The organism is Citrifermentans bremense R1 (assembly GCF_000426865.1).
In the GTDB taxonomy this organism is placed as follows: Bacteria; Desulfobacterota; Desulfuromonadia; order Geobacterales; family Geobacteraceae; genus Geomonas; species Geomonas bremensis.
On sequence record NZ_AUGE01000015.1, the window covers coordinates 69,167 to 92,577 of the forward strand.

18 protein-coding genes are annotated in these 23,411 nt (G+C 61.8%); 12 read left to right on the forward strand and 6 right to left on the reverse strand.

What is annotated here, in order from left to right; translation table 11 throughout:
- The first annotated feature begins 210 nt into the window (after window positions 1-210).
- From K419_RS0110935 to ybgC, 9 genes are all read left to right on the forward strand, one after another.
- The gene (locus K419_RS0110935; RefSeq protein ID WP_026841620.1) at window positions 211-1,353 is read left to right on the forward strand and encodes a hypothetical protein; all 1,143 of its coding nucleotides are present in this window, start codon (window positions 211-213) and stop codon (window positions 1,351-1,353) included.
- 188 nt (window positions 1,354-1,541) lie between these two features.
- Complete coding sequence (gene argH, locus K419_RS0110940) at window positions 1,542-2,918, forward strand: argininosuccinate lyase (protein WP_026841621.1); 1,377 nt, start codon at window positions 1,542-1,544, stop codon at window positions 2,916-2,918.
- A 2-nt stretch (window positions 2,919-2,920) separates the two neighbouring features.
- Window positions 2,921-3,691 (forward strand): LPS translocon maturation chaperone LptM, encoded by a 771-nt coding sequence (lptM, locus tag K419_RS0110945; protein ID WP_026841622.1) that lies wholly within the window; start codon window positions 2,921-2,923, stop codon window positions 3,689-3,691.
- Window positions 3,692-3,785: 94 nt separating this feature from the next.
- A complete protein-coding gene (gene gatC / locus K419_RS0110950; RefSeq protein ID WP_015838952.1) occupies window positions 3,786-4,073 on the forward strand; it encodes an Asp-tRNA(Asn)/Glu-tRNA(Gln) amidotransferase subunit GatC in 288 nt (95 codons plus the stop codon).
- A gap of 45 nt (window positions 4,074-4,118) precedes the next feature.
- Complete coding sequence (gene gatA, locus K419_RS0110955) at window positions 4,119-5,576, forward strand: Asp-tRNA(Asn)/Glu-tRNA(Gln) amidotransferase subunit GatA (protein ID WP_026841623.1); 1,458 nt, start codon at window positions 4,119-4,121, stop codon at window positions 5,574-5,576.
- A gap of 175 nt (window positions 5,577-5,751) precedes the next feature.
- Complete coding sequence (gene gatB / locus K419_RS0110960) at window positions 5,752-7,191, forward strand: Asp-tRNA(Asn)/Glu-tRNA(Gln) amidotransferase subunit GatB (protein WP_026841624.1); 1,440 nt, start codon at window positions 5,752-5,754, stop codon at window positions 7,189-7,191.
- A 151-nt stretch (window positions 7,192-7,342) separates the two neighbouring features.
- Window positions 7,343-8,383, forward strand: a complete 1,041-nt coding sequence (gene mtnA, locus K419_RS0110965; RefSeq protein ID WP_026841625.1) for an S-methyl-5-thioribose-1-phosphate isomerase — start codon at window positions 7,343-7,345, stop codon at window positions 8,381-8,383.
- On the forward strand, window positions 8,380-11,577 hold the full coding sequence (gene glnE / locus K419_RS0110970; protein ID WP_026841626.1) for a bifunctional [glutamate--ammonia ligase]-adenylyl-L-tyrosine phosphorylase/[glutamate--ammonia-ligase] adenylyltransferase: 3,198 nt from the start codon (window positions 8,380-8,382) through the stop codon (window positions 11,575-11,577). Before mtnA ends, glnE begins: the two co-directional genes overlap by 4 nt.
- 65 nt (window positions 11,578-11,642) lie before the next feature.
- Complete coding sequence (ybgC, locus tag K419_RS0110975; protein ID WP_026841627.1) at window positions 11,643-12,044, forward strand: tol-pal system-associated acyl-CoA thioesterase; 402 nt, start codon at window positions 11,643-11,645, stop codon at window positions 12,042-12,044.
- 183 nt (window positions 12,045-12,227) lie between these two features.
- On the opposite strand, the gene lspA is transcribed toward ybgC, so the two are convergent.
- Window positions 12,228-12,722: a signal peptidase II gene (gene lspA, locus K419_RS0110980; protein WP_026841628.1), complete on the reverse strand. Its 495-nt coding sequence runs from the start codon at window positions 12,720-12,722 to the stop codon at window positions 12,228-12,230.
- Window positions 12,723-12,754: 32 nt separating this feature from the next.
- Complete coding sequence (gene ileS / locus K419_RS0110985) at window positions 12,755-15,532, reverse strand: isoleucine--tRNA ligase (protein WP_026841629.1); 2,778 nt, start codon at window positions 15,530-15,532, stop codon at window positions 12,755-12,757.
- Between the two features lie 248 nt (window positions 15,533-15,780).
- Here ileS and K419_RS0110990 point away from each other — a divergent pair, with 248 nt between their 5' ends.
- Complete coding sequence (locus tag K419_RS0110990; RefSeq protein WP_026841630.1) at window positions 15,781-17,601, forward strand: KUP/HAK/KT family potassium transporter; 1,821 nt, start codon at window positions 15,781-15,783, stop codon at window positions 17,599-17,601.
- A gap of 81 nt (window positions 17,602-17,682) precedes the next feature.
- Here K419_RS0110990 and K419_RS0110995 read toward each other — a convergent pair whose 3' ends face one another.
- From K419_RS0110995 to K419_RS0111005, 3 genes are all read right to left on the reverse strand, one after another.
- The gene (locus K419_RS0110995) at window positions 17,683-18,024 is read right to left on the reverse strand and encodes a hypothetical protein (RefSeq protein ID WP_026841631.1); all 342 of its coding nucleotides are present in this window, start codon (window positions 18,022-18,024) and stop codon (window positions 17,683-17,685) included.
- 121 nt (window positions 18,025-18,145) lie between these two features.
- Window positions 18,146-18,895, reverse strand: a complete 750-nt coding sequence (locus tag K419_RS0111000; protein WP_026841632.1) for an endonuclease/exonuclease/phosphatase family protein — start codon at window positions 18,893-18,895, stop codon at window positions 18,146-18,148.
- A gap of 120 nt (window positions 18,896-19,015) precedes the next feature.
- Window positions 19,016-21,508: a methyl-accepting chemotaxis protein gene (locus K419_RS0111005; RefSeq protein WP_226377682.1), complete on the reverse strand. Its 2,493-nt coding sequence runs from the start codon at window positions 21,506-21,508 to the stop codon at window positions 19,016-19,018.
- A 223-nt stretch (window positions 21,509-21,731) separates the two neighbouring features.
- Between K419_RS0111005 and K419_RS0111010 the strand changes: the two genes are divergently transcribed.
- A complete protein-coding gene (locus K419_RS0111010) occupies window positions 21,732-22,964 on the forward strand; it encodes a bifunctional alpha/beta hydrolase/OsmC family protein (RefSeq protein ID WP_026841634.1) in 1,233 nt (410 codons plus the stop codon).
- 59 nt (window positions 22,965-23,023) lie between these two features.
- Window positions 23,024-23,200, forward strand: coding sequence for a hypothetical protein (locus tag K419_RS23830; protein WP_012532085.1), 177 nt, complete (start codon window positions 23,024-23,026; stop codon window positions 23,198-23,200).
- An 85-nt stretch (window positions 23,201-23,285) separates the two neighbouring features.
- Here the strand turns inward: K419_RS23830 and K419_RS23135 are convergent, their stop codons facing one another.
- Entirely contained in the window at window positions 23,286-23,411 is a 126-nt protein-coding gene (locus K419_RS23135; protein WP_012532086.1) for a FeoB-associated Cys-rich membrane protein, read from the reverse strand.

The window sequence follows — 23,411 nt, forward strand, 5'->3', positions numbered from 1 at the left end:
GATAATTGACAATTGACAATGGGAACCCCTTCTCAGCTCCACTGTCACTTGTCTATCTTCAACTGCCGCAGTTCTTTGTCATCATTCAATGCAGCTACTTGTTAGTGGTGTCAAGTTGTTCGTTGTAAATTGGTGTTCAGACGTTCGTTGTCAATTGTCAATTATCAATTGTCAATTGGTTTTCGCCGTTCGTTGTCAATTGGGGTTAGTGTGGTCAAGATCATCGAGAAACATGTCCAGCTCGATTTCCCCCTGGGTCATCACCTGCACTGTCTCATCGCCCAGATCCCTAACCGGCTGAGGCGCCGGGACCACCTCTTCACGCTGGAAAAGCCCGAAGAGCAGTGGCGCATGGTGCAAAGCGTGCTCGATCTCGTGGCGGCGGGCGACGGGAACCTGAAGCGGCTGCACTTTCTCATGTTTCCGGAAATCTCGGTGCCGATGTCGCACTTCGACGAGATGCTCTCGATCATCGAGCACAAGTTCCGTCCCAACACGGTGACCATGTTCGGCCTGGAGCAGATCACCCTGGAGCAGTACCGCAGCTTGCTGATCCGGTTCCACGCGGACAACGCGGACGCCCTGGAATGCGTTGAGCACGACGTGGATTCCGGCGACATCCTCGGCATGCCGGTCAACTGGTGCTGCATCGCCATCAAGGAATCGACCGGCAGGGTCCGGGTCTTCCTCGAAGCGAAGACGCACCCTTTCCGCGGCGAGGAGTTCCTGGACAAGGACCACGACCTGTACCGCGGGCGCCATTTCTACCTCTTCCGGGGGGAACCGGCCTGCTTCAACTTCATGACGATAATCTGCCTCGATTACCTCTACCGCGACCTCTACTCGTCCAACATCAAGCAGATCATCGATCACTCGAACCGGCTCTTCTTCACCATGAGGCAGTCCCTGGACGCCCTCTTCGTGATCCAGTGCAACCCGAAACCGGAGCACCGCTCCTATCGCGAGGTGCTCTCGGGCTTCTACGGCGAATACCTTGAGGACACGCCGGGGGTGCGCGAAACGGTGACGCTGTTCGGCAACTGTTCCGACGAAAGCGAGATCCAGGGGGTCCGCTGCGCCCCGTGCTACGGGATTTCCTTCGTGGCCATCAGCGCAAAGCACAAGATGCTCCCTTACCAGGAGCAGGAGTTTTCCAGCGACGATTTCGACGGCGCGCCGGTCTGCCGCCTGCGCTTCAGCTCGGGAACGAGACTCTTCTATTTCAACCTCCCCCTGAACCACGAGCTGGACCCCCGAACCTCCAGGGTCCCCCTCAAGGTGCACGCGGTGATGCGCTGGGCCGGCGAGGGATGGGTTAAGGTGGGGGACGGCGAGGGGCCTGCCCCGACCTGATCTGCAGTTGGTTCAACGGAAAATCCCCCCTGTCCCCCCTTCGCAAAGGGGGGAACGCAAGTTCACGATCAGCGCTTCGTGGGCAGATATACTCCCAGGTTCCCGGAACTCCCAGAGGAACCCTTTTATGACGCACCTACCCTCCCCCGGCGGAAGGGTTGCTATTCACAATCCAGCAGGAGATAAACATGTCCAAAGACAAGCTGTGGGGCGGGCGCTTCACCCAACCCACCGACAAGTTCGTAGAAGAATTCACCGCCTCCATCAACTTCGATAAGCGCCTGTACCACCAGGACATCCGCGGCTCCATCGCCCACGCCACCATGCTGGGCAAGCAGGGGATCATCCCGGTTGCCGACGTGGAGGACATCGTCTCGGGGCTGAAGACTATCCTGGAGCAGATCGAGGCGGGCGAGTTCGACTTCTCGGTCTCTTTGGAAGATATCCACATGAACATCGAGGCGCGGCTCTCCGAGAAGATCGGCGACGCCGGCAAGAGGCTCCACACCGGCCGCTCCAGAAACGACCAGGTGGCGCTCGACATCAGGCTCTACCTGCGGGACGAGCTGGTGGAGGTCTCGGCTTACATCGACCTCTTGATCGACGCCATCATCCACCAGGCGGAGGAGAACCTCGGCGTGATCATGCCCGGCTTCACCCACCTGCAGACCGCCCAGCCGATCCTCTTCTCGCACCACATGATGGCCTACCACGAGATGCTCAAGCGGGACAAGGCGCGCATGGAGGACTGCCTGAAAAGGACCAACGTGCTTCCCCTGGGCGCAGGCGCCCTGGCCGGGACCACCTTCCCCATCGACCGCGAGTATGTGGCGGAACTCCTCGACTTCGACGGGGTCACCCGCAACTCGCTCGACTCGGTCTCCGACCGCGACTTCGCCATGGAGTTCTGCGCCGCCTCGTCGATCCTGATGGTGCACCTCTCCCGCTTCTCGGAGGAGCTGATCCTCTGGTCCACCAGCGAGTTCAAGTTCGTGGAGCTCTCCGACTCCTTCTGCACCGGTTCCTCCATCATGCCGCAGAAGAAGAACCCGGACGTCCCTGAGCTGGTGCGCGGCAAGACCGGCCGCGTCAACGGCAACCTGGTGGCCCTCTTGACCCTGATGAAATCGCTCCCGCTCGCCTACAACAAGGACATGCAGGAGGACAAGGAGCCGTTATTCGACACCATCGACACGGTGAAAGGGTGCCTCAAGGTCTTCGCCGACATGGTGCGCGAGATGAAGATCAACCCGGAGCGGATGAAGACGGCCGCCGCCGCGGGTTTCTCCACCGCGACCGATGTGGCCGACTACCTGGTGCGTAAGGGAATCCCCTTCCGCGACGCCCACGAGATCGTTGGTAAGACGGTGCGCTACTGCATCGAGAACGAGATGGACATCCCCGCGCTTTCGCTTGCCGAGTGGCAGCTTTTCTCAGGGCGCATACAGGAGGACATCTTCGAATCGATCACCCTGGAGGCCTCGGTCAACGCCCGTCGCGCGACCGGCGGCACCGCGCTGGAGCGGGTGCGCGCGGAGATCGCCCGGGCCAAGGAAGGAAGGTAACGGTGGCGTCTTTGAGGGGAATTTGCTGCGGCTTGATCCTGGCCGCGACGCTGGCGCTTCTTTCCGGCTGCGGCAAGAAAGGTCCGCTGGTGCCGCCGGAAGCACTGGTGCCGGCGCCGGTCACGAACCTGGCGCTGGCCCAGAAGGATGGGCGGTTCCAGGTAAGATGGTCCGCGCCTTCGAAGCAGGAAGGGGGGGCTGCGCTTAAGGACCTGGCCGGCTTTCTCCTGTTCAAGCGCGTCGTGCTCCCCCCCAACGACGACTGCGAGGAGTGCGCGACCGCCTACGGCGAACCGGTGAAGATAGAAATCGAGTACCCCAAGGCGGCAAAGCGATCCGGGAACTTCTGGATCTACGACGACCGCGACCTGACCGCGGGAAAGCTGTACCAGTACAAGCTCCGCTCCTTCACGACGGCAGGTGTCCAGAGCAAGGATTCCAACCGGGCGCGCCGCACCGCGGCCATCCCACCGCTGCCACCCGTGCTGGAGGCCGCATCCTCCGCCGAAGCGGTGACTCTTTCCTTTGTGGGGCTCCCCCCGGAGCAGGGAACGCCCGCCGGGTACAACATCTACCGCAGCAAGAAGGGGGAAGAGTTCCCCCTCTTCCCCCTCAACGCGACGCCGGTCACCGCCAACAACTACGTAGACCACCTCCCGCAATTCGGCGTTCCCTTCAGCTATGCGGTCACGAGCGTCGCCACGGTAGGGGAAGAGACCATAGAGAGCGCACCCTCAAACGTGGCGGAAGGTTCCCTGACGCTTCCTGAATAACCCCCTCTCCTTGCCTTTTTAAGAGGTTCATGATAATAACCGAGGGCACGAATTAACCTTTTCAGGCGCCGTCTGGGCGCCTTTTGGAGCGGTCATGAAGATCACAAGAGAACAGGTGGAGCATGTGGCGCGGCTCGCCCGGCTGGAGCTTTCCGAAGCCGAGCTGGACACCTTCACCGGGCAGATGGACTCGATACTTTCCTACGTGGAGAAGCTGAACGCGCTGGACACCGAAGGGATCGTGCCGACCTCCCACGCGGTCCCGATGGAGAACGCCTTCAGGGCGGACGAGGCGACCGGCTCGATAGGCGTCGAGGCGGCCCTGGCCAACGCCCCGCTGCGCGCCGAGAGCTTCTTCAGGGTTCCCAAGGTCATCGAGTAGTCGCATCTATCTTTTTTTCCCAGTTCAGGTTCCGGAGTGTTATCAATGGAAATTTTCGACCTAACCATACACGAGCTGCATGAGAAGCTGAAGGCGAAGGAGGTCTCTTCCGTCGAGGCGACCCGCGCCATGCTGGACCGGATCGAGGCGGTGGACAGCCAGGTGAACGCCTACATCACCGTGACCCCGGAGCAGGCGCTGGTGCAGGCAGAGGACGCCGACCGCCGCATCGCCGCAGGCGAGATCGCGCCTCTGACCGGGATCCCCGTCGGCCTCAAGGACATCTTCGTCACCAAGGGGATCCGCACCACCTGCGGCTCGCGCATCCTGGAAAACTTCGTCCCCCCCTACGACGGCACGGCTGTCGCGAGGCTCAAGGAGCAGGGCGCGGTCATCGTCGGCAAGCTGAACCAGGACGAGTTCGCCATGGGCTCCTCCAACGAGTCGAGTTACTTCGGCCCCTGCAAGAACCCCTGGGATCTCTCCTGCACGCCGGGCGGCTCCTCCGGGGGCTCCGCCGCCGCCATCGCCGCACGCACGGCGACGGCGACACTAGGAACCGATACCGGCGGCTCCATCCGCCAGCCCGCCTCGCACTGCGGCTGCGTGGGACTGAAGCCGACCTACGGCAGGGTCTCACGCTACGGCGTCATCGCCTACGCCTCCTCGCTGGACCAGGTAGGGCCGCTCACCCGCGACGTTACCGACTCGGCGCTCCTTTTGGGAGCGGTGGCGGGTTACGACCCGAGGGATTCCACCTCGGTCAACACCCCGGTCCCCGACTACCTAGCCTCCCTCGCCAAAGGCGTGAAGGGTATGAAGATCGGCCTTCCCAAGCAGTACTTCATAGAGGGTCTCGACCCGGACGTGAAGCGCGCCATGGACGAGGCAATCGCCCTGTACCAGAGCCTCGGCGCCGACATCCGTGAGGTGAGCCTCCCCAACACCGAATACGCCGTCGCCACCTACTACATCATCGCCACCGCAGAGGCGAGCGCCAACCTGGCCCGCTACGACGGCGTCCGCTTCGGGCACCGCGCGGAGGACGCCAGGGGCCTGGCGCAGATGTACTCCAAGAGCCGCGCCGAGGGGTTCGGCCCCGAGGTGAAGCGCCGCATCATGCTGGGAACCTACGCCCTTTCCTCCGGCTACTACGACGCCTATTACGTCAAGGCGCAGAAGGTGCGCACCCTGATCCAGCAGGACTTCCTGAACGCCTTCAAGGAAGTCGACGTGCTGTTGACCCCGATAGCGCCCACCCCGGCCTTCAAGATCGCGGAAAAGCTCGAGGACCCGCTGCAGATGTACCTCTCCGACATCTTCACCATTCCGGTGAACCTGGCCGGAACCTGCGGCATCTCTGTTCCTGCCGGGTTCAGCGCCGCAGGACTTCCCATCGGGCTGCAGCTGGTAGGGAAACCGTTCGGCGAGCAGGAAATCCTCACCGCCGCGTACTCCTTCGAAAGGGAGACTAAGTGGCACCTGAAGAAGGCGCCGCTGTAAAACAAAGTCAAAACCGTTGGCACGGAGAACGTCTGAGGACTTCTGAGAAAACCGTGAACCAGAGAATTTAAGACTCAAAGCCTTTAGCGGTTAAGACCAAAAGCCGTTGTTTGGTTTGCTCAGATTTCCTCAGATTTTCTCCTTGCTAACGGTTTTAGGTTTTTTGGAGCTATCTATGAAATATCAGGTCGTCATCGGGCTCGAGGTCCACACCCAGCTCACCACCAACACCAAGATCTTCTGCGGCTGCTCGACCCGCTTCGGGGCGGAGCCGAACTCCCAGACCTGCCCGGTCTGCCTCGGCTTACCAGGCGCGCTCCCGGTACTGAACCGGCAGGTGGTGGAATACGCCATCCGCGCCGGGCTCGCCACCAACTGCTCCATCACCAAAAGGAACGTCTTCGCCCGGAAAAACTACTTCTACCCGGACCTCCCCAAGGGTTACCAGATCAGCCAGTTCGACCTCCCCATATGCCAGCACGGCCACCTGGACATCGAGGTGGAGGGGGAAAAGAAACGGATCGGGATCACCCGCATCCACATGGAGGAGGACGCCGGCAAGCTGGTGCACGCCGACATCCCCGGGGTGGACGACTCCTGCGTCGACCTTAACCGCGCCTGCACCCCGCTTCTCGAAATCGTCTCCGAGCCGGACATGCGCTCCCCGGACGAGGCGATCGCCTACCTGAAGAAGCTGCACCAGATCGTCATGTATCTGGGGATCTGCGACGGCAACCTGGAGGAAGGGAGCTTCCGCTGCGACGCGAACGTCTCGCTCATGCCGGTCGGCTCGACCGTCTTCGGCACCCGCGCGGAACTGAAGAACATCAACTCCTTCAAGTTCATCAAGCAGGCGATCGAGTATGAGATCGAGCGCCAGGCGGAGATCCTCGACGACGGCGGCAAGGTGGTCCAGGAGACCCGACTCTTCGACCCGAACACCGGCACCACCCGCTCCATGCGCGGCAAGGAGGAGGCGCACGACTACCGCTACTTCCCGGACCCCGACCTGGTCCCGGTTATCATCTCGGACGACTGGATCGAGAAGGTGCGCGGCGGGCTACCCGAGCTTCCCGAGACAAAGCGCGCGCGTTTCATGTCGGAGCTTGGGCTTTCCGAGTACGACGCCGAGGTCCTGGTGGCAAGCCGCGAGTTGGCGCAGTACTTCGAGGACACCGTCGCCCTGTTCCCGCAGGCGAAGACCGTCTCCAACTGGGTCATGGGCGAGGTCACCCGCGCCCTCAACGACGACAACAACCGCTCCATCGCGCAATGCCCGGTCACCCCGGCCCTCTTGGCCGACCTCTTGAAGCTGATGGAGAAAGGGACCATCTCCGGCAAGATCGCCAAGACGGTCTTCGACGAGATGTACAAGACCGGCAAGACGCCGGAGAAGATCGTCGAGGAGAAGGGTTTGGTGCAGGTTTCCGATACCGGAGCCATCGAGGCCATGGTGGACGAGGTGCTGGAGAAGAATGCCGGGCAGGTGGCCGAGTACCGGGGGGGCAAAGAGACCCTGTTCGGCTTCTTCGTGGGCCAGGTCATGCGTGCCTCCAAAGGGAAGGCGAACCCCGCCGTCGTAAACGAACTGCTGCTCAAGAAGTTGCAGGGATAAACCCGTCAAAGGCGCCGCACGCGGATGACGCGGATTTCGCGGAAAAAGCACGGATTAAACCCAGAAAAAGGATTTTTGGTTGATCCGATTTTATCCGCGTTATCCGTAAAATCCGTGTGCAACAGCCTTTGAACTTTTTTCGAGGTAGACGATGTCCTTCAGAACCATAGAGTGGCGCGACAACAAGGTGATCATGATAGACCAGACCAGGCTCCCGGCCGAGGAGGTCTACAACGAGTACACCGACTTCCAGGGTGTGGCCCAGGCCATCCGCGGCATGGTGGTGCGCGGGGCTCCCGCCATCGGCATCGCCGCCGCCATGGGGGTCGCTCTCGGGGCGCGCGAGATCATCGCCGACAGCTTCGACACCTTCTACCGCCAGCTCGAAAACGTCTGCGACGTGATCGGACGCACCCGCCCTACCGCGGTCAACCTCTTCTGGGGCCTTGAGCGGATGAAGCGGGTCGCCCTGCAACATAAGGAACTCGACTTAAACTCCATCCGCGAACTCCTGAAGGCTGAGGCGATCAGCATCGAGTCCGAGGATCTCGCCATCTGCAGGGAGATCGGCAGGCACGGCGCCGCCCTGGTCAAGGAGGGGGCCTCCATCCTCACCCACTGCAACGCAGGGGGGCTGGCGACGGCAGGTTACGGTACTGCGCTCGGCGTGATCCGCGGCGCGCACGAGGCGGGCAAGGGAATCCGCGTCTTCGCCGACGAGACCCGCCCCTGGCTCCAGGGCGCGCGTCTCACCGCCTGGGAGCTGATGAAGGACTCGATCCCGGTGACGCTGATCTCCGACAACATGGCAGGCTGGCTCATGAAGACCGGCCAGATAGACTTCTGCGTGGTCGGCGCCGACCGCATCGCGGCGAACGGCGACACCGCCAACAAGATCGGCACCTACTCGGTCGCCGTCCTCGCCAAGGAAAACCGGATTCCGTTCTACGTCGCGGCCCCGATATCCACGCTCGACCTGAAGCTTGCCAACGGCGACCTGATCCCGATCGAGGAGCGTGCCTCCGAGGAAGTGACCCAGATCAAGGGGAACCAGATCGCGCCCGAAGGGGTTAAGGTAAGAAATCCCGCCTTCGACGTCACCCCCGCCCGCTACATCACCGGAATCATCACAGAAAAAGGGGTGGTGCGCGGCGATTACGAAAGGGAGCTGAAGGCGCTGGTCGGGCAATGACGCGCCGCCAGTCGGATCTGGCGGGGGCGCTCCTCGCCGCGCTGTCGCAGCGCCAGGGGAGCGGGCTCGCGCAGCTGCTCGAACAGGGAGGCTACAGCTACGGCGCCCGCTCGGTGGAAAACCTGCGCCTGTTATCCGAACTGCTCCCCGGCGAGCGGCTGATCGAGGTCGCCATCGCCGCCTTGGCCACCCCCCTTCCCGACATGGCCTTGAACGGCCTGGAGCGCATCAGCACCGCCGTCCCCAACGATATCCTCCTGGAACTCTGCTCCCGCCGGGCGCTCCTCACCCAGTTGATGAACATCTGCGGCTCCTCCCCCTTCCTCACCAACCTCATCTGCCGCGACCCGTCGTCCCTCAAAAGGCTGTTCCTCGACCGCGAGATCATGTGCAGCCGCTCCGAGCCCGAGATGCTCGCCACCCTGCGCAGCCGCGTCCCCGAGGGGACGGGGTACGCAGACCTCTTCGCGCACCTGCGCCGCTTCAAGTACGCGGAGATGCTGCGCATCGCGGCCCGCGACCTGAACGGGCTCTCCCCGCTGGAAGAGGTGACCGGGGAGCTCGCCTCTCTCGCCGCAGTGACGCTGCAGCTGGCCTACGAGGCGGCCCTTGCCGAGCTGGCCCGTGAGCACGGCACGCCGATGCAGACCACACCGGACGGCCAGGTGGAGGCGGAATTCACCATCATCGGCATGGGAAAGCTCGGGGGACGCGAACTCAACTTCTCCTCCGACATCGACCTGATCTACTTCTACTCCTCCGACAAGGGGGAGAGCACCGGCATTCCCGACGGGAGGGGGGGCTTCAAGGGAAAGCTCTCCCTGCACTCCTTCTTCGTGAAGCTCGCCGAGATGGTGAGCCGCGCCATCTCCCAGGTCACCGAGGACGGCTTCGTCTTCCGGGTGGATATGGGGCTGCGACCGGACGGCAAGGCCGGCGACCTCGCCACCTCGATGCGCTCGGCCGAGGTCTATTACGAGTCCTGGGGGCAGTCCTGGGAGCGCGCCGCCATGATGAAGGCGCGCCCGGTTGCAGGATCCATCGAACTCGGGGAGGCGATACTCGCGGCCCTCACCCCGTTCATCTACCGCCGCTACCTCGACTACAACCTCGTCGAAGACATGATGGCGATGAAGAAGAAGATCGACGCCTCGCTGGCGAGAAGCCAGGAGGGGGAGGTCAACATCAAACTCGGGCGCGGCGGCATCCGCGAGATCGAGTTCTTCATCCAGGCGCTGCAGCTGGTATATGCCGGGAAGAACCCCAACCTGCGCGTGAAGAACTCGCTGGCCGCCCTGCAGACGCTCAGGCAGTCGCACATCATCAAGGAAGCCGACTGCGTCGCCCTTTCGGACGCCTACCGGTTCCTGCGCACCGTGGAGCATCGCATACAGGTGGTCCAGGAGCGCCAGACCCACGCCCTGCCAAGGAAAGAAGAAGAGCTGCGGGCGCTCGCCAGGCGCTGCGGCTACCTGAGAAAGGACGGGCTGCACCGGTTCAGCGAGACCCTGGAACTGCACCGGCAGGGAGTCTCCGCCATCTACGGAGACCTCTTCCTCTCACGGGACGAGAAGATCAAGGAGGAGGTGCTCCCCGAGGTGCACTACTTCTTCGACCACAACGCCGACCCCGACCTGATCAAGGACATGCTGGAGGAGCGGCGGTTCGAGAACCCTGACGTCGCCTACGACAACCTCCTGGTGCTGCGCGACGGGCCGGCCAAGGTGAACCTCACCAACCAGGGGCGCCGCACCCTTGAGAAGATCGCCCCGCTCTTTTTGCAGGAGGTGTTCGCGGCGCCCGACCCGGACCTCGCGCTCGTCAACCTGGAGCGCTTCCTCTCCTCCACCAGGACCCGCGCCTCCATCTACGCGCTCCTCGCCGAAAACCGCGACATACTGAAGCTCCTCACCTCGCTGTTCGGGATGTCGGAGTTCCTCTCCAAGATCTTCATCGGGCACCCGGAACTCTTGGACAGCATGACCACGCGCGGCTACGCCTACCTGCAGAAGGAGCGCGCCACCATGGCGCACGAGCTGGACGACTTCCTGACCCAGGCGGACGACTTCGAGGAGCAGCTCGATGCCATGCGCAGCTACCGGCACGAAGAGTTCCTGCGCATCGGCATGAACGACGTCCATGGCAAGATGAAGCAGCCCGAGGTGGCGCGGCAGTTGACCGACCTGGCCGACGTCTGCCTGGCCGCTGCCTGCTGCCTTGCCACCGGAGAACTGGCCCGTTACGGACGCCCGATAGTGAAAGACGAAGACGGCTCCGAACGCGAGGCGGCCTTCGCCGTCGTCGCCATGGGCAAGCTCGGCGGATTCGAGCTCAACTACCACTCCGACCTGGACATCATCTACATCTACGAGGGGCAGGGGTACACCGACGGCGAGAAGAGCATCACCAACCGCGAGTACTTCTCCAAGCTGGGGCAGAAGATCATCCTGGTACTCACCACCCAGACCCGCGAGGGGTACGCCTACAAGATAGACACCCGCTTGCGCCCTTCCGGGAACGCCGGCCCGCTGGTCACCTCGCTTGAGGCGTTCCAGGGGTACCACGAGGCCGAGGCGCAGATCTGGGAGCGCCAGGCGCTGACCAAGGCCAGGGTGACCTACGGCGACCCCGACCTGAAGCAGAAGATCGAGGGGATCATCGAGAAGACCGTGTACGGCGCTGGCGCCGACGAGACGGTCCGCAGCGAAATCCACCGGCTGCGCATGCGCATGGAGAACGAGCTAGCCAAGGAGACCAGCGGGAGCTACAACATCAAAACAGGCCGCGGCGGCATGGTCGACGTCGAGTTCATCATCCAGTTCCTGCAGCTGAAGCACGGGCGTGAGTACCGTGAGATCCGCAGCACCAGCACGCTGCGCGCCATGGATGCCATGCACCAGCTGGGGATCCTTCCCGGGCATGATTACCATGCCCTCTCCGATGGCTACAAGTTCCTGCGCCGCCTGGAGAACCGCCTGCGGATCATCCACGACTACTCGATGAACGACCTTGGCGGGCCGCTCAAGTACCTGAACAAGCTGGCCAGAAGGCTCGGCTACGACCCGATGCTGAAAAACCCTGGGGAGGCGCTCATGGCCGACTACGAGCGTGTCACCGGCGCGGTTCGCGAGGTGTACGGGCGGGTGCTGGGAAGCGAAGGTATGTCCCCTCCCACAGAGGGGGAGGGGCTATGACTAAAAAGGGGACAGGCTACTTTTTGAAATAAAAGTAGCCTGTCCCCCTTTTCAATGGAGGAGCGATGGAAGTACGTATTTACTACGAGGATACCGATGCGGGGGGGGTGGTGTACCACTCCAACTACATCAGCTACATGGAGCGCGCGAGGACCGAGTTCCTCAGAAAGCACGGCCTCTCGGTGCGGGAGATGCACGACATGGGGATCATCTTCCCCGTGGTGTCGATAGAGGCTAACTTCCGGGCGCCGGCGCGGCTGGACGATCTTCTGGAAGTGCGGACGCAGATAGCGGCGCTGAAAAACAGCTCCTTCACCGCAGCACAACAGGTGGTGCGAAAAGAGGACGGGAAGCTCCTGGTCGAAGCGAAGGTGACGCTCGCCTGCGTGAACCCGGAGATGCGCCCCAGGCGCCTGCCGCAGGAGATCCGCGACCTTTTCAGCTCGCTTATGGAAGAAGGGGCATAAAAAGCAAAGCATTACCACAGAGGTCACAGAGGTCACAGAGGTTCACTGGGGGAAAGCAAAACGAGGAAAGCAAAAAACCGGAAAGCGTTTGGGTTTTAAACCCTAAGCCTTCCGGTTTTTGTTTTTCCTCTGTGAAGCCCCTGTGTCCTCTGTGACCTCTGTGGCGAAGATTTTGCCTCGCTTTTAGCCGTTCTTCTGCGCCTTTTCCCTTCTCTCTTCCAGCACCATCTCTATGGCGAGCAGGAAGACGCCTACGCAGATGGCGGAGTCGGCTACGTTGAAGGCGGGCCAGTAATGCTCGTACCAGTGGACGTAGAGAAAGTCGATCACCTCGCCGAGCCTCACCCTGTCGATCAGGTTGCCTAACGCTCCGGAGAATATGAGCGAGAGGGAGAGGGCACTTACCTTCTGGTCGTCCCGCAGGCGGCTCACCACCACCAGGATGACCACGACCGCCACGGCGGAGACCAGCAGGAAGAAGGGGAGCCGCCAGGAGGAGTTAGCCAGGATGCCGAAGGCCGCCCCCTTGTTGCGCAGGTAGGTGATGTTGAAGAACCCCTCGATAACGGTGATGGAGTCGTGCAACCGCATGGTCTTGTCGATGTAGACCTTGGTCACCTGGTCCAGGACCAGCACCAGCACGGAGACCGCGAGCAGTATGATGTACTTTGCTTTCATAGAGTCCTTAGAAGTTCTGTCCGAAAAACGCCCTATTTCACCGCAGCCAGGCATTTCGGGCAGAGGGTCGGATGCTCGCTGTCCTGCCCGATCTGCTCGTCGTAGCACCAGCAGCGCTCGCACTTCTCGCCCGGGGCGGCGGTGACGCCGACTTCCAGCCCTTCGATCCCTTCAGCCTGGTACACCTCGCCGCCGACCTCCGCGGCAAGCTCCGCCTTGGAAACGATGAAGATCTGCGCCAGTTCCCCGGCGAATTCCTTCAAAAGCGCCTCGGTGTCGCCGCTGGCCTTGATGGCGACGGCGGCGTCCAGCGAATGGCCGATCACCTTCTTCACGCGGGCCAGTTCAAGCGCCTTGGAGACCTCGGAGCGGATCTTGATGATCTTGTCGTAGCGCTGCGCGAGCGCCTCGTCCTTGACCTCAGGCGTGAGCGCCGGGAACTGCGCCAGGTGCACGCTCGACTCGCGCGTGCCGGGCATCTCCGCCCAGACCTCTTCTGCGGTGAAGGAGAGTACCGGCGCGACCATGCGCACCAGGGCGTCGAGGATCAGGTACATCACGGTCTGGCCGCTTCTTCTCGCCTGCGAGCTGCTCTTGCTGGTGTAGACCCTGTCTTTCAGGATATCGAGGTAGAAGGCGCTCATCTCGACGGTGCAAAAGCCGTTCACCGCGTGGTAGAGGATGTGGAACTCGCTGTCCTTGTAGGAGGCGAGCACCTTTTCCTTCAAAAGCTCCAGTTGGTGCATGGCCCAGCGGTCCAATTCCGGCATGTCGGCATAAGCCACGAGGTCGGTGTCCGGGTTGAAGTCGTGGATGTTCCCCAGGATATAGCGGCAGGTGTTCCTGATGCGGCGGTAGCTCTCGGAGAGACGGGTGAGTATCTCCTGGGAGATGCGCAGGTCGTCGCGGTAGTCCTGCGCCGCCACCCAGAGCCTCAAGACGTCGCCGCCGAATTTCTTGATGACGTCCTCGGGGGCGACCACGTTGCCAACCGACTTGCTCATCTTCCTGCCGGCGCCGTCCATGACGAAGCCGTGGGTCAGCACGTTCTTGTAAGGCGCACGGCCGCGGGTGCCGACGCTCGCCAGAAGCGAGGAATGGAACCAGCCGCGGTGCTGGTCGCTTCCCTCCAGGTACATGTCGGCCGGGGAGGAGAGGTTGTCGCGCAATTCCAGGACCGCCGCGTGCGAGACGCCGGAGTCGAACCAGACGTCGAGGATGTCGGTTTCCTTGTCGAATTCGCCCTTGCCGCAGGAGGGGCAGCAGGTTCCCTCCGGGAGGAACTTTGCGGCATCCCAGTCGTACCAGATGTCGGAGGTGTGCTCGGCGAAGAGGTCGGCTATCTGGTGCATGATCTTGCCGTCGGCGAGCACGTTGCCGCAGCTCTTGCAGTAGAAGGCGGTGATGGGAACGCCCCAGGAACGCTGCCTGGAGACGCACCAGTCCGGGCGGTTTTCGATCATGCCGTAGATGCGCTCGCGCCCCCACTTCGGGATCCAGTTCACGTTGTTGATCTCGGTAAGCGCCTTGCCGCGCAGGTCGTTTCTCTCCATGGAGATGAACCACTGCTCGGTGGCCCTGAAGATGATCGGCTTCTTGCAGCGCCAGCAGTGCGGGTAGGAGTGGGAGATCTCCTTTTGGGCGAGAAGCGCCCCGACCTCGATCAGCTTCTCGATCACGTTCTTGTTGGCGTCGAAGACGAACTGGCCGCCGAAGAACTGGATGTTCTCGTAGAAGCGGCCGCGGTTGTCGACCGGGTTGTAGATGTCGAGCCCTTCCTTTAGCCCCAGCTCGTAGTCTTCCTGGCCGTGGCCGGGAGCGGTGTGGACGCAGCCGGTACCTGCTTCCAGGGTCACGTGCTCGCCCAGGAGGATGACGGAGTCCTGCTCGTAGAACGGATGGCGGGCAAGCCGCTTCTCAAGCATCCTGGAGGGGAATTTCGCCAGCAGCTCGCCCTCGGCGCCGATCTCCTTCAGGAAGCTCTCCCTCAGGCCGTCCGCCACGATGACGACGTCGCCGCTTTCAAGCTTCAGCGCCACGTAGTCGAGGTCCGGGTGGATGGCGATGGCGAGGTTGGCCGGGAGCGTCCAGGGGGTGGTGGTCCAGATCACCATGGAGCCCTTCTTGCCGGCAAGCTCGGGGACGACGCTGCCCAGCTCCTCCTTGAGCGGGAACTTCACGAACACGGAGGGGGACTTGTGGTCGGCGTACTCCACCTCGGCCTCGGCGAGCGCCGTGCCGCAGGAGGAGCACCAGTGCACCGGCTTCTTACCCTTGTAGAGGCCGCCGTTTTCGGCGAAGCGCGCGAGTTCTCGGGCGATGGCCCCCTCGTAGCTCGCGTTCATGGTCAGGTACGGCGTGTCCCACTCGCCGAAGATCCCCAGGCGCTCGAACTCGGCGCGCTGTATGGCGACGAACTTCGCGGCATACTCGCGGCAAAGCTTGCGCATCTCGAGCTTGGAAATCTCGTGTTTCTTGCTCCCTAAGTTTTTCTCCACCTGCAGCTCGATGGGGAGCCCGTGGCAGTCCCACCCCGGAACGTAGGGGGCGGCGAAACCTTCCATCCTCTTGCTCTTGAGGACGATGTCCTTGAGGATCTTGTTGAGGGCGTGGCCGATGTGGATGTGGCCGTTGGCGTAGGGAGGTCCGTCGTGCAGGACGTAGCGCGGCTTCGACTTGCCGGCCTCTTCGATCTTCTTGTCTATCTCCACCTGCTCCCAATGCTTGAGCATCTCCGGCTCGCGTTGGGGAAGATTCCCTTTCATAGGGAAGTTGGTTTGGGGCAGGTTCAATGTTTCTTTGTAGTCCATGTAACGGCCTCCGCACTGTCAGTTAAAGCCCTGAGAGAAACGACATAAACTACAAGCTATGTCGCAGAATGTCAATGCCAAACGGGGATTTCCGCCAGTTTCAGGGGGTTGTGGAGGCGGCTTGAGAGGGCGATTTCCATGCGAAGGTGGCAAACGCAGACGGAATAGTGTATAAAGCGTTGGCACCGGGGCACTTGGCACTGCTTTTACCTTACGCCGCCAGCGTGTCACTGTCTCAAAGGAGTTCTATGACCCACAAAACTCAGGATTCATTCTGGGGCGGCATCGTGAAAGCACTGGGCCTCGTCTTTGGTGACATCGGCACGAGCCCCATATACACACTCACCGTCGTTTTCACCTTGACCAAGCCGACCCATGCCAATGTCTACGGCATCCTCTGTCTTGTTTTCTGGACCATGACCATTCTGGTGACTGCGGAGTACGCCTGGCTCGCCATGAGCCTCGGCAAGAAGGGGCAAGGCGGCGAGATCGTGCTTCGGGAGATCATCATCAAGCTCTTCAAGCAGGGGCGGGTGCTGGCTTTCGCGGGGTTTCTCTCCTTCCTCGGGGTTTCGCTTCTCTTGGGGGACGGGGTCATCACCCCCGCCATCTCCATACTCTCCGCCGTCGAGGGTCTTTTGCTGATACCGGGGCTGGAGGCGACGAGACAGGGGGTGCTGGTCGTCATCGCGGCACTGATCGCCTTCACGCTCTTCTTCTTCCAATCGCGCGGCACAGACAAGATGGCCGGGGTCTTCGGGCCGATCATGATCCTTTATTTCGGTTCGCTCCTCGTGTCGGGGCTCGTCTCCATCTCGGGCACCCCCGGCATCGTCGCGGCGATAAACCCGATGTACGCCATCGACTTCTTCCGCGAAAACGGCATCGCCGGCTACTTCGTCCTCTCCGAGGTGATCCTTTGCTCCACCGGCGGCGAGGCGCTCTACGCCGACATGGGGCACCTGGGGAAGAAGCCCATCATCCGGGCCTGGTACTTCGTCTTCGCCGCACTCTACCTGAACTACCTGGGTCAAGGCGCCTTCCTGCTCAAGCACCCGGACGCGAAGAACATCCTCTTCGGCATGATCCAGGAGCAATCAAGCCTGCTCTACATCCCGTTCCTGCTTTTGACCATCATGGCCACCATTATCGCGTCGCAATCGATCATCAGCGGCGTCTTCTCCATCGTCTACCAGGGGATAACCACGCGGCTCATGCCCCTCTTCAAGGTGGACTACACCTCAAAGCACATCCAGTCCCAGATCTACATCGGCGTGGTCAACTGGACGCTTATGTGCGCGGTCATCTTCGTCATGTTCTTCTTCCAGAAATCGGTGAACCTCGCCGCCGCCTACGGCATGGCCGTCACCGGTTCGATGACCATCACGGCGCTGATGATGATCATGGTATTCTCCAAGACCACGAAGAAATGGAAGGTCCCGGTCGTGGCCGTCATCGCCGTCATCGACCTCATCTACTTCACCTCGACCTTCCCCAAATTCGTGCACGGCGCCTATTGGTCCATCGCGCTCGCCTCGGTGCCGTTCATCACCATCCAGGTCTGGACCAAGGGGCAGCGCCAGTTGTACCGCGCACTGCGCCCGCTGGACCTCGACATCTTCATGCTTTCCTACGAGCAGATCTACGGCAAGAACAAGAACATCCCGGGGACAGCGCTCTTCTTCCTCAAGGCGCTCGACGTCATCCCCCCCTACATCGTCCATTGCATGATCCGCTCTAACATCATCTACGAGCGGAACATCCTCATCTCCATCGTCCGCACCGACGAGCCGTTCGGCAACATCGCCCGGCACAAAAAGGACGTAGGGACCGGGCTCGAATTCTTCCAGATCAGCGCCGGCTACATGGAACTACTCGACATAGAGACGCAGTTGAAGGAGCACGGTATCGTGGAGAAGGTGATCTTCTACGGCATCGAGGACATCGAGACCAGGAACCCGGTCTGGAAGCTGTTCGCACTGATGAAGAAGCTGACCCCGAACTTCGTGCAGTTCAACAAGCTTCCCGCGACCAAGCTGCAGGGGGTCATGACCCGGGTGGAGATGTAGATCAATACGGTAAAGCAAAGACAAAGAAAGGCCGCATCGCCAATAACGATGCGGCCTTTTCGGTTTCGATGCCTGGAAGGCCTAGACTGCGTCCAGCAGGTTCCCCCAGTTGTCTTTCATGGTGATGCGGTGCAAGGCGTTGAGCCCGGTCACCTCGTAGACGATTTTTTCCGTCTCTTCAGCCGACAGGCCCACCTTGGGGCGCACGCCCATCCAGTGGGTCGCGGTCCCGGAAGGGGACTCCAGCGGTCGGGGCAGAGGCGGACCGGGCTTATACCTTCTGTCGACGAAGATAGCGGCCTCATACTGCTTGCCGTGCTTTACCAGGCAGATTTCCAGCAAAGCGCCCGTATTCTGCAGGACCCTGTCAATGATTACTTCCTGAACCTCCATACCTGCCGGCATCTCCGTGTATTCGCTCATGGCCTCTCTCCGTTTTTTCATCCCTGGGGACGGTTGTTCTTTATTGCGTTCTCTTCGGACGGGGCGCCCGAGACTTTAGGATTTTCCGCCGATGTCGTGCAAGATGTATTTGATCAGCAGCTTATGCCAGGCGCAGCCTGACCACCAACGGGAGGTGGTCGGAGGCGGCGCCGGTTAGCTTGCTGCGGGGGATAAGTTCCTCTTCCACCACGAGATCGGGGGAGACGAAAACGTGGTCGAACCGCACCATGGGGAGCTTGCTCGGGAAGGTGAAATGGTTGTGCCCGAACTTGAGCTTCTCCTGTTCGTCCATGAGCGCGTTCTTGAGCTGCTTATGGATGGTGGAGCTGGGCAGCGTGTTGAAATCCCCGCAAAGGGCGACCGGCGGGCGGCAGTCGGGATGCGAGAGCCATTCGGGGCCGGTCAGCACCTTCACCTGGGAATTCCGCTCCTGGGGGGTCAGTCCCAGGTGGACGTTCACCACCTGCAGCTTCTGCCCGAAGAGGTCGATCTCGACCCAGAGCACGCCCCGCGGCACCACGGTGCGGTACCTGTTCTGCGGGTGCAGCCCGCCGGCCTGGACCAGCCGCATCGGGAAGCGGCTCAACACCACCTTCCCCCAGCGCTCACGTTCCAGGAAAAAATGCCGTCCCCCAGTCTCCAGGAGTGCAAGCTCATGCACCAGGTTCTGGCAGGCCCCGCCGACCTCCGGGCGCACCCTGGCGCCGGGGAGTTCCTGCAGGCAGACGATGTCGGGTTGATAGGTATGGATGACTTCGGCTATGCGGGGGGCGGAGGAGTGCCGGTCGTTGCCGATCAGCCGGTGCACGTTGTAGGTCATGATGGTGAAGGAGCGGTCTTCGTCGGACATGGCGCACCTGCGGGGCGATGGGTCGCTGCACTCTCCCATTAGAGGTCGTTCAAGATTATACACATTTTCAAAAAGGGGGACAGGCTACTTTTTGAAATCAAAAAGTAGCCTGTCCCCTTTTCAGTCGCGGCTGCCGGCAGCGTTGAAACGGTCGATCTCGTTTTGCAGCACGGCTATCTGCCCTGAAAGCGCCGACATGGTCTCGCCCAGGACCTTTACCGCGCCGAGGTTGCTCTCGTTGACGGATCTTATGTTCTCCACCGCCGGGAGCACCATGTCCGCGCCACGGCTTTGCTCGTCGCACGCCGTTTGGATCTGGCGGATCATGTTGGAGATCCTCTCGGTGGTTTCCGCGATGAAGTTGCCGACGTTGCTCTGCTCGCGGGTGGTGTCCTTCACCTGTTCGGTAAGGTCCTTCATCCTCTCTACCGCGCCAAGGACCAGGCTGCTTCCCTCCGCCTGTTCGCGGGTCGAGTCGGCGATCTGCCGCACCATCGCCGTCACCCGTTCGGTGGTGTCGCGGATCATCATGCTCCCCTTGGCCTGTTCCGCGGTGGCGCGTGCGATCCCGTTCACCTGCTCCGTTGCCTGCTGGACGCCTTGCACGATCTTTTCCAGCGCCTCGCCCGACTTCCTGGAAAGGGCCTCTCCCTCGGCGATGTTCTGCTCGGCCTGTCCGATGGCGGCAACGGCGCGTTCCGTTTCCTCCAGGACCCCATGGATCACCTCGCCGATCTTGCGGGTCGAAGCGCTGGTGCGGTTGGCAAGCTCCTTGATCTCTCCGGCCACGACCGCGAATCCCTTGCCGTGCTCGCCCGCCTGTGCCGCGATGATGGCTGCGTTGAGCGCCAGGAGGTTGGTCTGAGCCGCCACGTCGTCGATGACCGAGAGGATGGTTCCAATGTCGCCTGCGCGCTGGGAAAGGTTGGTAATGACCTCCGAGGTGATGGCTGAGGACGCTTTGATGGCGTTGATGCCAAGGATGGTGGAGTCGACGGCGCGCTTGCCGACCACGGCGTCATTTTTCACCGCTTCGGAGATGTTCACCGTGTTCAGCGCGTTCTTCTCCACCTCTTTGATGGAGCTGTCCATCTCCATGATGGCAGAGGAGTTGACGCTCGCCTCGGCCATGAGGAGGTCGGCGTAGAGGCCCACATCCGTGATGGAGCCGGCCATCTGCACTATGGCGGCCCCCACCTCGCCTACCGACCGGGCCAGCGCCTCCGCGTTCAGGGCGACCTCCTCCACGCCCGACGCCATTTCCAGGACGGACGACGAGCTCTCGGTCGCCGACTGCGACAACCTCTCCACCGCCTCGGCCACCCCCTTGATGGAGTAGGTGATCTGGGTCATGGCGGAGGAGGTCTCGTGCACCGAGGCCGACTGCTGCTCCACGCCACCCATCACCGTGCCGGAGACCTGGACCAGGTTCGCCGAGACCCGCGCCAGTTCCCCGCTGGAGTGATGCACCTGCTGCACCATCTTCGCAAGCTTCCCGGTCATGGCGTTGAAGTCGGCGGCCAAGGCGCCGATCTCGTCTTCGGTGTCGATCTCGATCCTGCGGGTGAGGTCCCAGGTGGTGGTAACGGAGACGATGTGCTCCCTGAGCATCCTGAAGAGGTTGAGGCTTTTCCTGAGGGAAAGGTAGAGCAGCAAAGAGGCGGCGAGGATGATCAGCATGAATATCCCGACCTGCGCGGCGACCCCTTTCCACAAGGAGGCGAACTGCGGGGTGATCTCCTTGTGCGACAAGAGCACCCCGACTGTCGCCCCCGAGGCATCCTTGAGCGGCCCGACGGCAACCAGATACTTCCCACCCTTGTAGGAGACGATTTTAAGCTGCGGTTCCTTGAGCGCGCTCTGCATCTCGGGGAGCGATTCGGCCGCAAGTCCGAGTGCGACCTCTTTCTGCGTGGGGTAGAGGATCCTGAAGGAGCCGATCTGCGCGCTTTGCAGTTCCGTCTTGTTGCTCTTCAGGAAGCTGTCGGTCAAAAAGACGCTCACCTCGTTGCCGGTGATCTGCTTCATCTGCTGGAAGACGTGATCGATCTCTTCGGCGACTTCGATGTATCCGATCGCCTTTGCCTGGTAGGAAACCGGCCGGACGCTGCGCAGGGAAAAGAAGTTCTTCCCCATCTCCAGGCCGCTCGCGGTCTGCCCGGTCGCCTGCGCCTTGAGGAAGGTCTCGCGCTTCAAGATGTCGCCATCCTGCTCGGGCTTGTGCACCCGCAGGAGCACCTCGCCGTCGGGCTCGATGAAGTACATGTGGGTGATGTTGTTGCGCTGCCGGATCTCGTTAAAGACCGGCTGGGCCGCGGCGAGGAGGGCGCTCTTGTTTCCGGCGGCGAACGGCGCCAGAAGGAAGTCCAGCTTGTCTATCCCGGCGTGCGCCCTGGCCAGCCCCTCGGCGTCCCCTCTCAGGATCGCCTCGAAAAGCCGCCCGTCCTTGGATGCTTGATCCTTGAGCCCCTCCTGCATCTGCTGTTTCTGGTGATCATAGGCGAAGACGCCGAGGATGGCGATGCTGGCGAGACAGAGGCTGAGGACCGTGACGATGATGCGTTTCTTTATCGACCACTCGGCAAGCATCATGGACTCCCGAAGTTGAGACATGATTCTGCAGTGTACGGTTTTATATCCTATATCGGCCAAAGAGAAAAGAAGTAAAGCAGACAGCTTGCACCGGGATGTTTGGCTCGATCTGCAGCGCGCGCCGGGCTCGGAGCGCGCATAGGGACGCAGCCGTTTTCTTGACTTGGCCGCGCCGTAACATTACCTTTGAACAGGCTCGCCTATGCGAAGCCGCAAGGCGGAGGTTACGGAAAAGGAGGTCAGGATGAACACCAAGAAAGTCAGTTTTCCCAATTCGCGCGGGGAGCAGCTGGCCGCACGACTGGAGTTGCCCGATGACGAACAGCCGATTGCCTACGCCATCTTCGCCCACTGCTTCACCTGCACCAAAAACCTGAAGGCGGTGGTCAACATCACCCGCGCCATGAGCAGCAAGCGCATCGCCGTGCTCCGCTTCGACTTCACCGGGCTGGGGGAGAGCGAGGGGGACTTCTCCCGGACCACCTTTTCCTCGGAGCTGAGCGACCTGGTCTCGGCGGCGCGTTTTTTGGAGCAGGAGTACGCCGCGCCGAAAATACTGGTCGGGCACTCGCTGGGGGGGGCGGCGGTGCTGGCCGCGGCGGGCGAAATCCCTTCGGCGCAGGGGATCGCCACCATAGCAGCCCCCTTCACCCCGGCGCACCTGCGGCAACTGCTGGGTGAATCCGCGCAGCAGATCGAACGCGAGGGGGAGGCCACGGTGCACCTGGGGGGAAGCGACTTCACCATCAGGAAGAGCCTCCTCGACGACCTGGAGGCCCACCGCCCCGAGGAGTTCCTGGACCGTCTCGAGGCGGCGCTCCTGGTGATGCACTCGCCGGCAGACAAGATAGTGGGGATCGATAACGCCTCCAGGATCTTTGAGGCGGCAAGATTCCCCAAAAGCTTCATCTCCCTGGGCGAGGCCGACCACCTCCTCACCGATCCCGCCGACTCCCGCTATGCCGGCGAGGTCATCGCCACCTGGGCCTCGCGCTACCTTCCCCCCGCGGAAAATGCGCAAGGGGTGCAGCGGCGCGAGCCGGCGGACAACCGGCTCACCGCCCGCACCGCCGCACAGGGTTTCCGCACCGAAATATTCGCCAACGGCTTCAGCATGGTGGCGGACGAACCGCTGCAGTACGGCGGGAGCAACGAGGGCCCCTCCCCTTACGAATACGTCATGGCAGGGCTCGGCGCCTGCACCACGATGACGCTGCAGATGTACGCCCGCCAAAAGGGCTGGCCTTTGCGGGACGCGCTGGTTCGCCTGTCCCACCACAAGATCCACGCCGAGGACTGCCGGGAGTGCGAAACCAGGGAGGGACGCATCGACATGTTCAGCCGCGAGATCGAGCTCTTCGGGGAGCTCGACGAGTCGCAGAGGCAAAGGCTACTGGAGATCGCCGAGAAGTGCCCGGTGCATCGCACCCTTTCCGGGGAGATCCGCATCGATACCAGGCTGCGGGAGAACGGTTGACACTTTTGGCTCAAGTTGCCGCGCGTCGCGCCGATAAATAATCTACGGGAGGATAGGCCATGGAGGTAAGTCAGATAGCAAGCATGCAGATCGCAGGCGCTGCCGCCTTAGCCCAGCAGACCGTATCGATGGCGTTGATGAAGACCGCGGCGGAGGCCCAGATGCAGATGGCGAACATCGTCGCCCAGCAAGCAGCGGCTGTGAATCAGCAGCAGGGTTTCTCCGTCTACGCCTGAAGTCCCTGTAGCTCCAGCGGCTGGAAGCTTTAACGGAAAGCGGGCCGGGGATTTCTCCCCGGCCCGCCGTCGTTTTACCTCTAAGCTACTTCTTGCAGCAGCTCCCCCCTTCGCAGCCGCAGCATCCCTTTTTCTTCCAGAGAGTCCGATAAAGGATGTAAAGCGCGCCCGCCACGATGACCGTCGCAATGATGATATCCGCAATTCCCAT

Bases quoted from the DNA above. Each gene is read 5' to 3' on its own strand.
- argH (WP_026841621.1), top strand. From the start codon at position 1,542: ATGTCCAAAGACAAGCTGTGGGGCGGGCGCTTCACCCAACCCACCGAC.
- gatC (WP_015838952.1), top strand. From the start codon at position 3,786: ATGAAGATCACAAGAGAACAGGTGGAGCATGTGGCGCGGCTCGCCCGG.
- gatA (WP_026841623.1), top strand. From the start codon at position 4,119: ATGGAAATTTTCGACCTAACCATACACGAGCTGCATGAGAAGCTGAAG.
- gatB (WP_026841624.1), top strand. From the start codon at position 5,752: ATGAAATATCAGGTCGTCATCGGGCTCGAGGTCCACACCCAGCTCACC.
- mtnA (WP_026841625.1), top strand. From the start codon at position 7,343: ATGTCCTTCAGAACCATAGAGTGGCGCGACAACAAGGTGATCATGATA.
- glnE (WP_026841626.1), top strand. From the start codon at position 8,380: ATGACGCGCCGCCAGTCGGATCTGGCGGGGGCGCTCCTCGCCGCGCTG.
- ybgC (WP_026841627.1), top strand. From the start codon at position 11,643: ATGGAAGTACGTATTTACTACGAGGATACCGATGCGGGGGGGGTGGTG.
- lspA (WP_026841628.1), bottom strand. From the start codon at position 12,722: ATGAAAGCAAAGTACATCATACTGCTCGCGGTCTCCGTGCTGGTGCTG.
- ileS (WP_026841629.1), bottom strand. From the start codon at position 15,532: ATGGACTACAAAGAAACATTGAACCTGCCCCAAACCAACTTCCCTATG.
- K419_RS0110990 (WP_026841630.1), top strand. From the start codon at position 15,781: ATGACCCACAAAACTCAGGATTCATTCTGGGGCGGCATCGTGAAAGCA.
- K419_RS0110995 (WP_026841631.1), bottom strand. From the start codon at position 18,024: ATGAGCGAATACACGGAGATGCCGGCAGGTATGGAGGTTCAGGAAGTA.
- K419_RS0111000 (WP_026841632.1), bottom strand. From the start codon at position 18,895: ATGTCCGACGAAGACCGCTCCTTCACCATCATGACCTACAACGTGCAC.
- K419_RS0111005 (WP_226377682.1), bottom strand. From the start codon at position 21,508: ATGTCTCAACTTCGGGAGTCCATGATGCTTGCCGAGTGGTCGATAAAG.
- K419_RS0111010 (WP_026841634.1), top strand. From the start codon at position 21,732: ATGAACACCAAGAAAGTCAGTTTTCCCAATTCGCGCGGGGAGCAGCTG.
- K419_RS23830 (WP_012532085.1), top strand. From the start codon at position 23,024: ATGGAGGTAAGTCAGATAGCAAGCATGCAGATCGCAGGCGCTGCCGCC.
- K419_RS23135 (WP_012532086.1), bottom strand. From the start codon at position 23,411: ATGGGAATTGCGGATATCATCATTGCGACGGTCATCGTGGCGGGCGCG.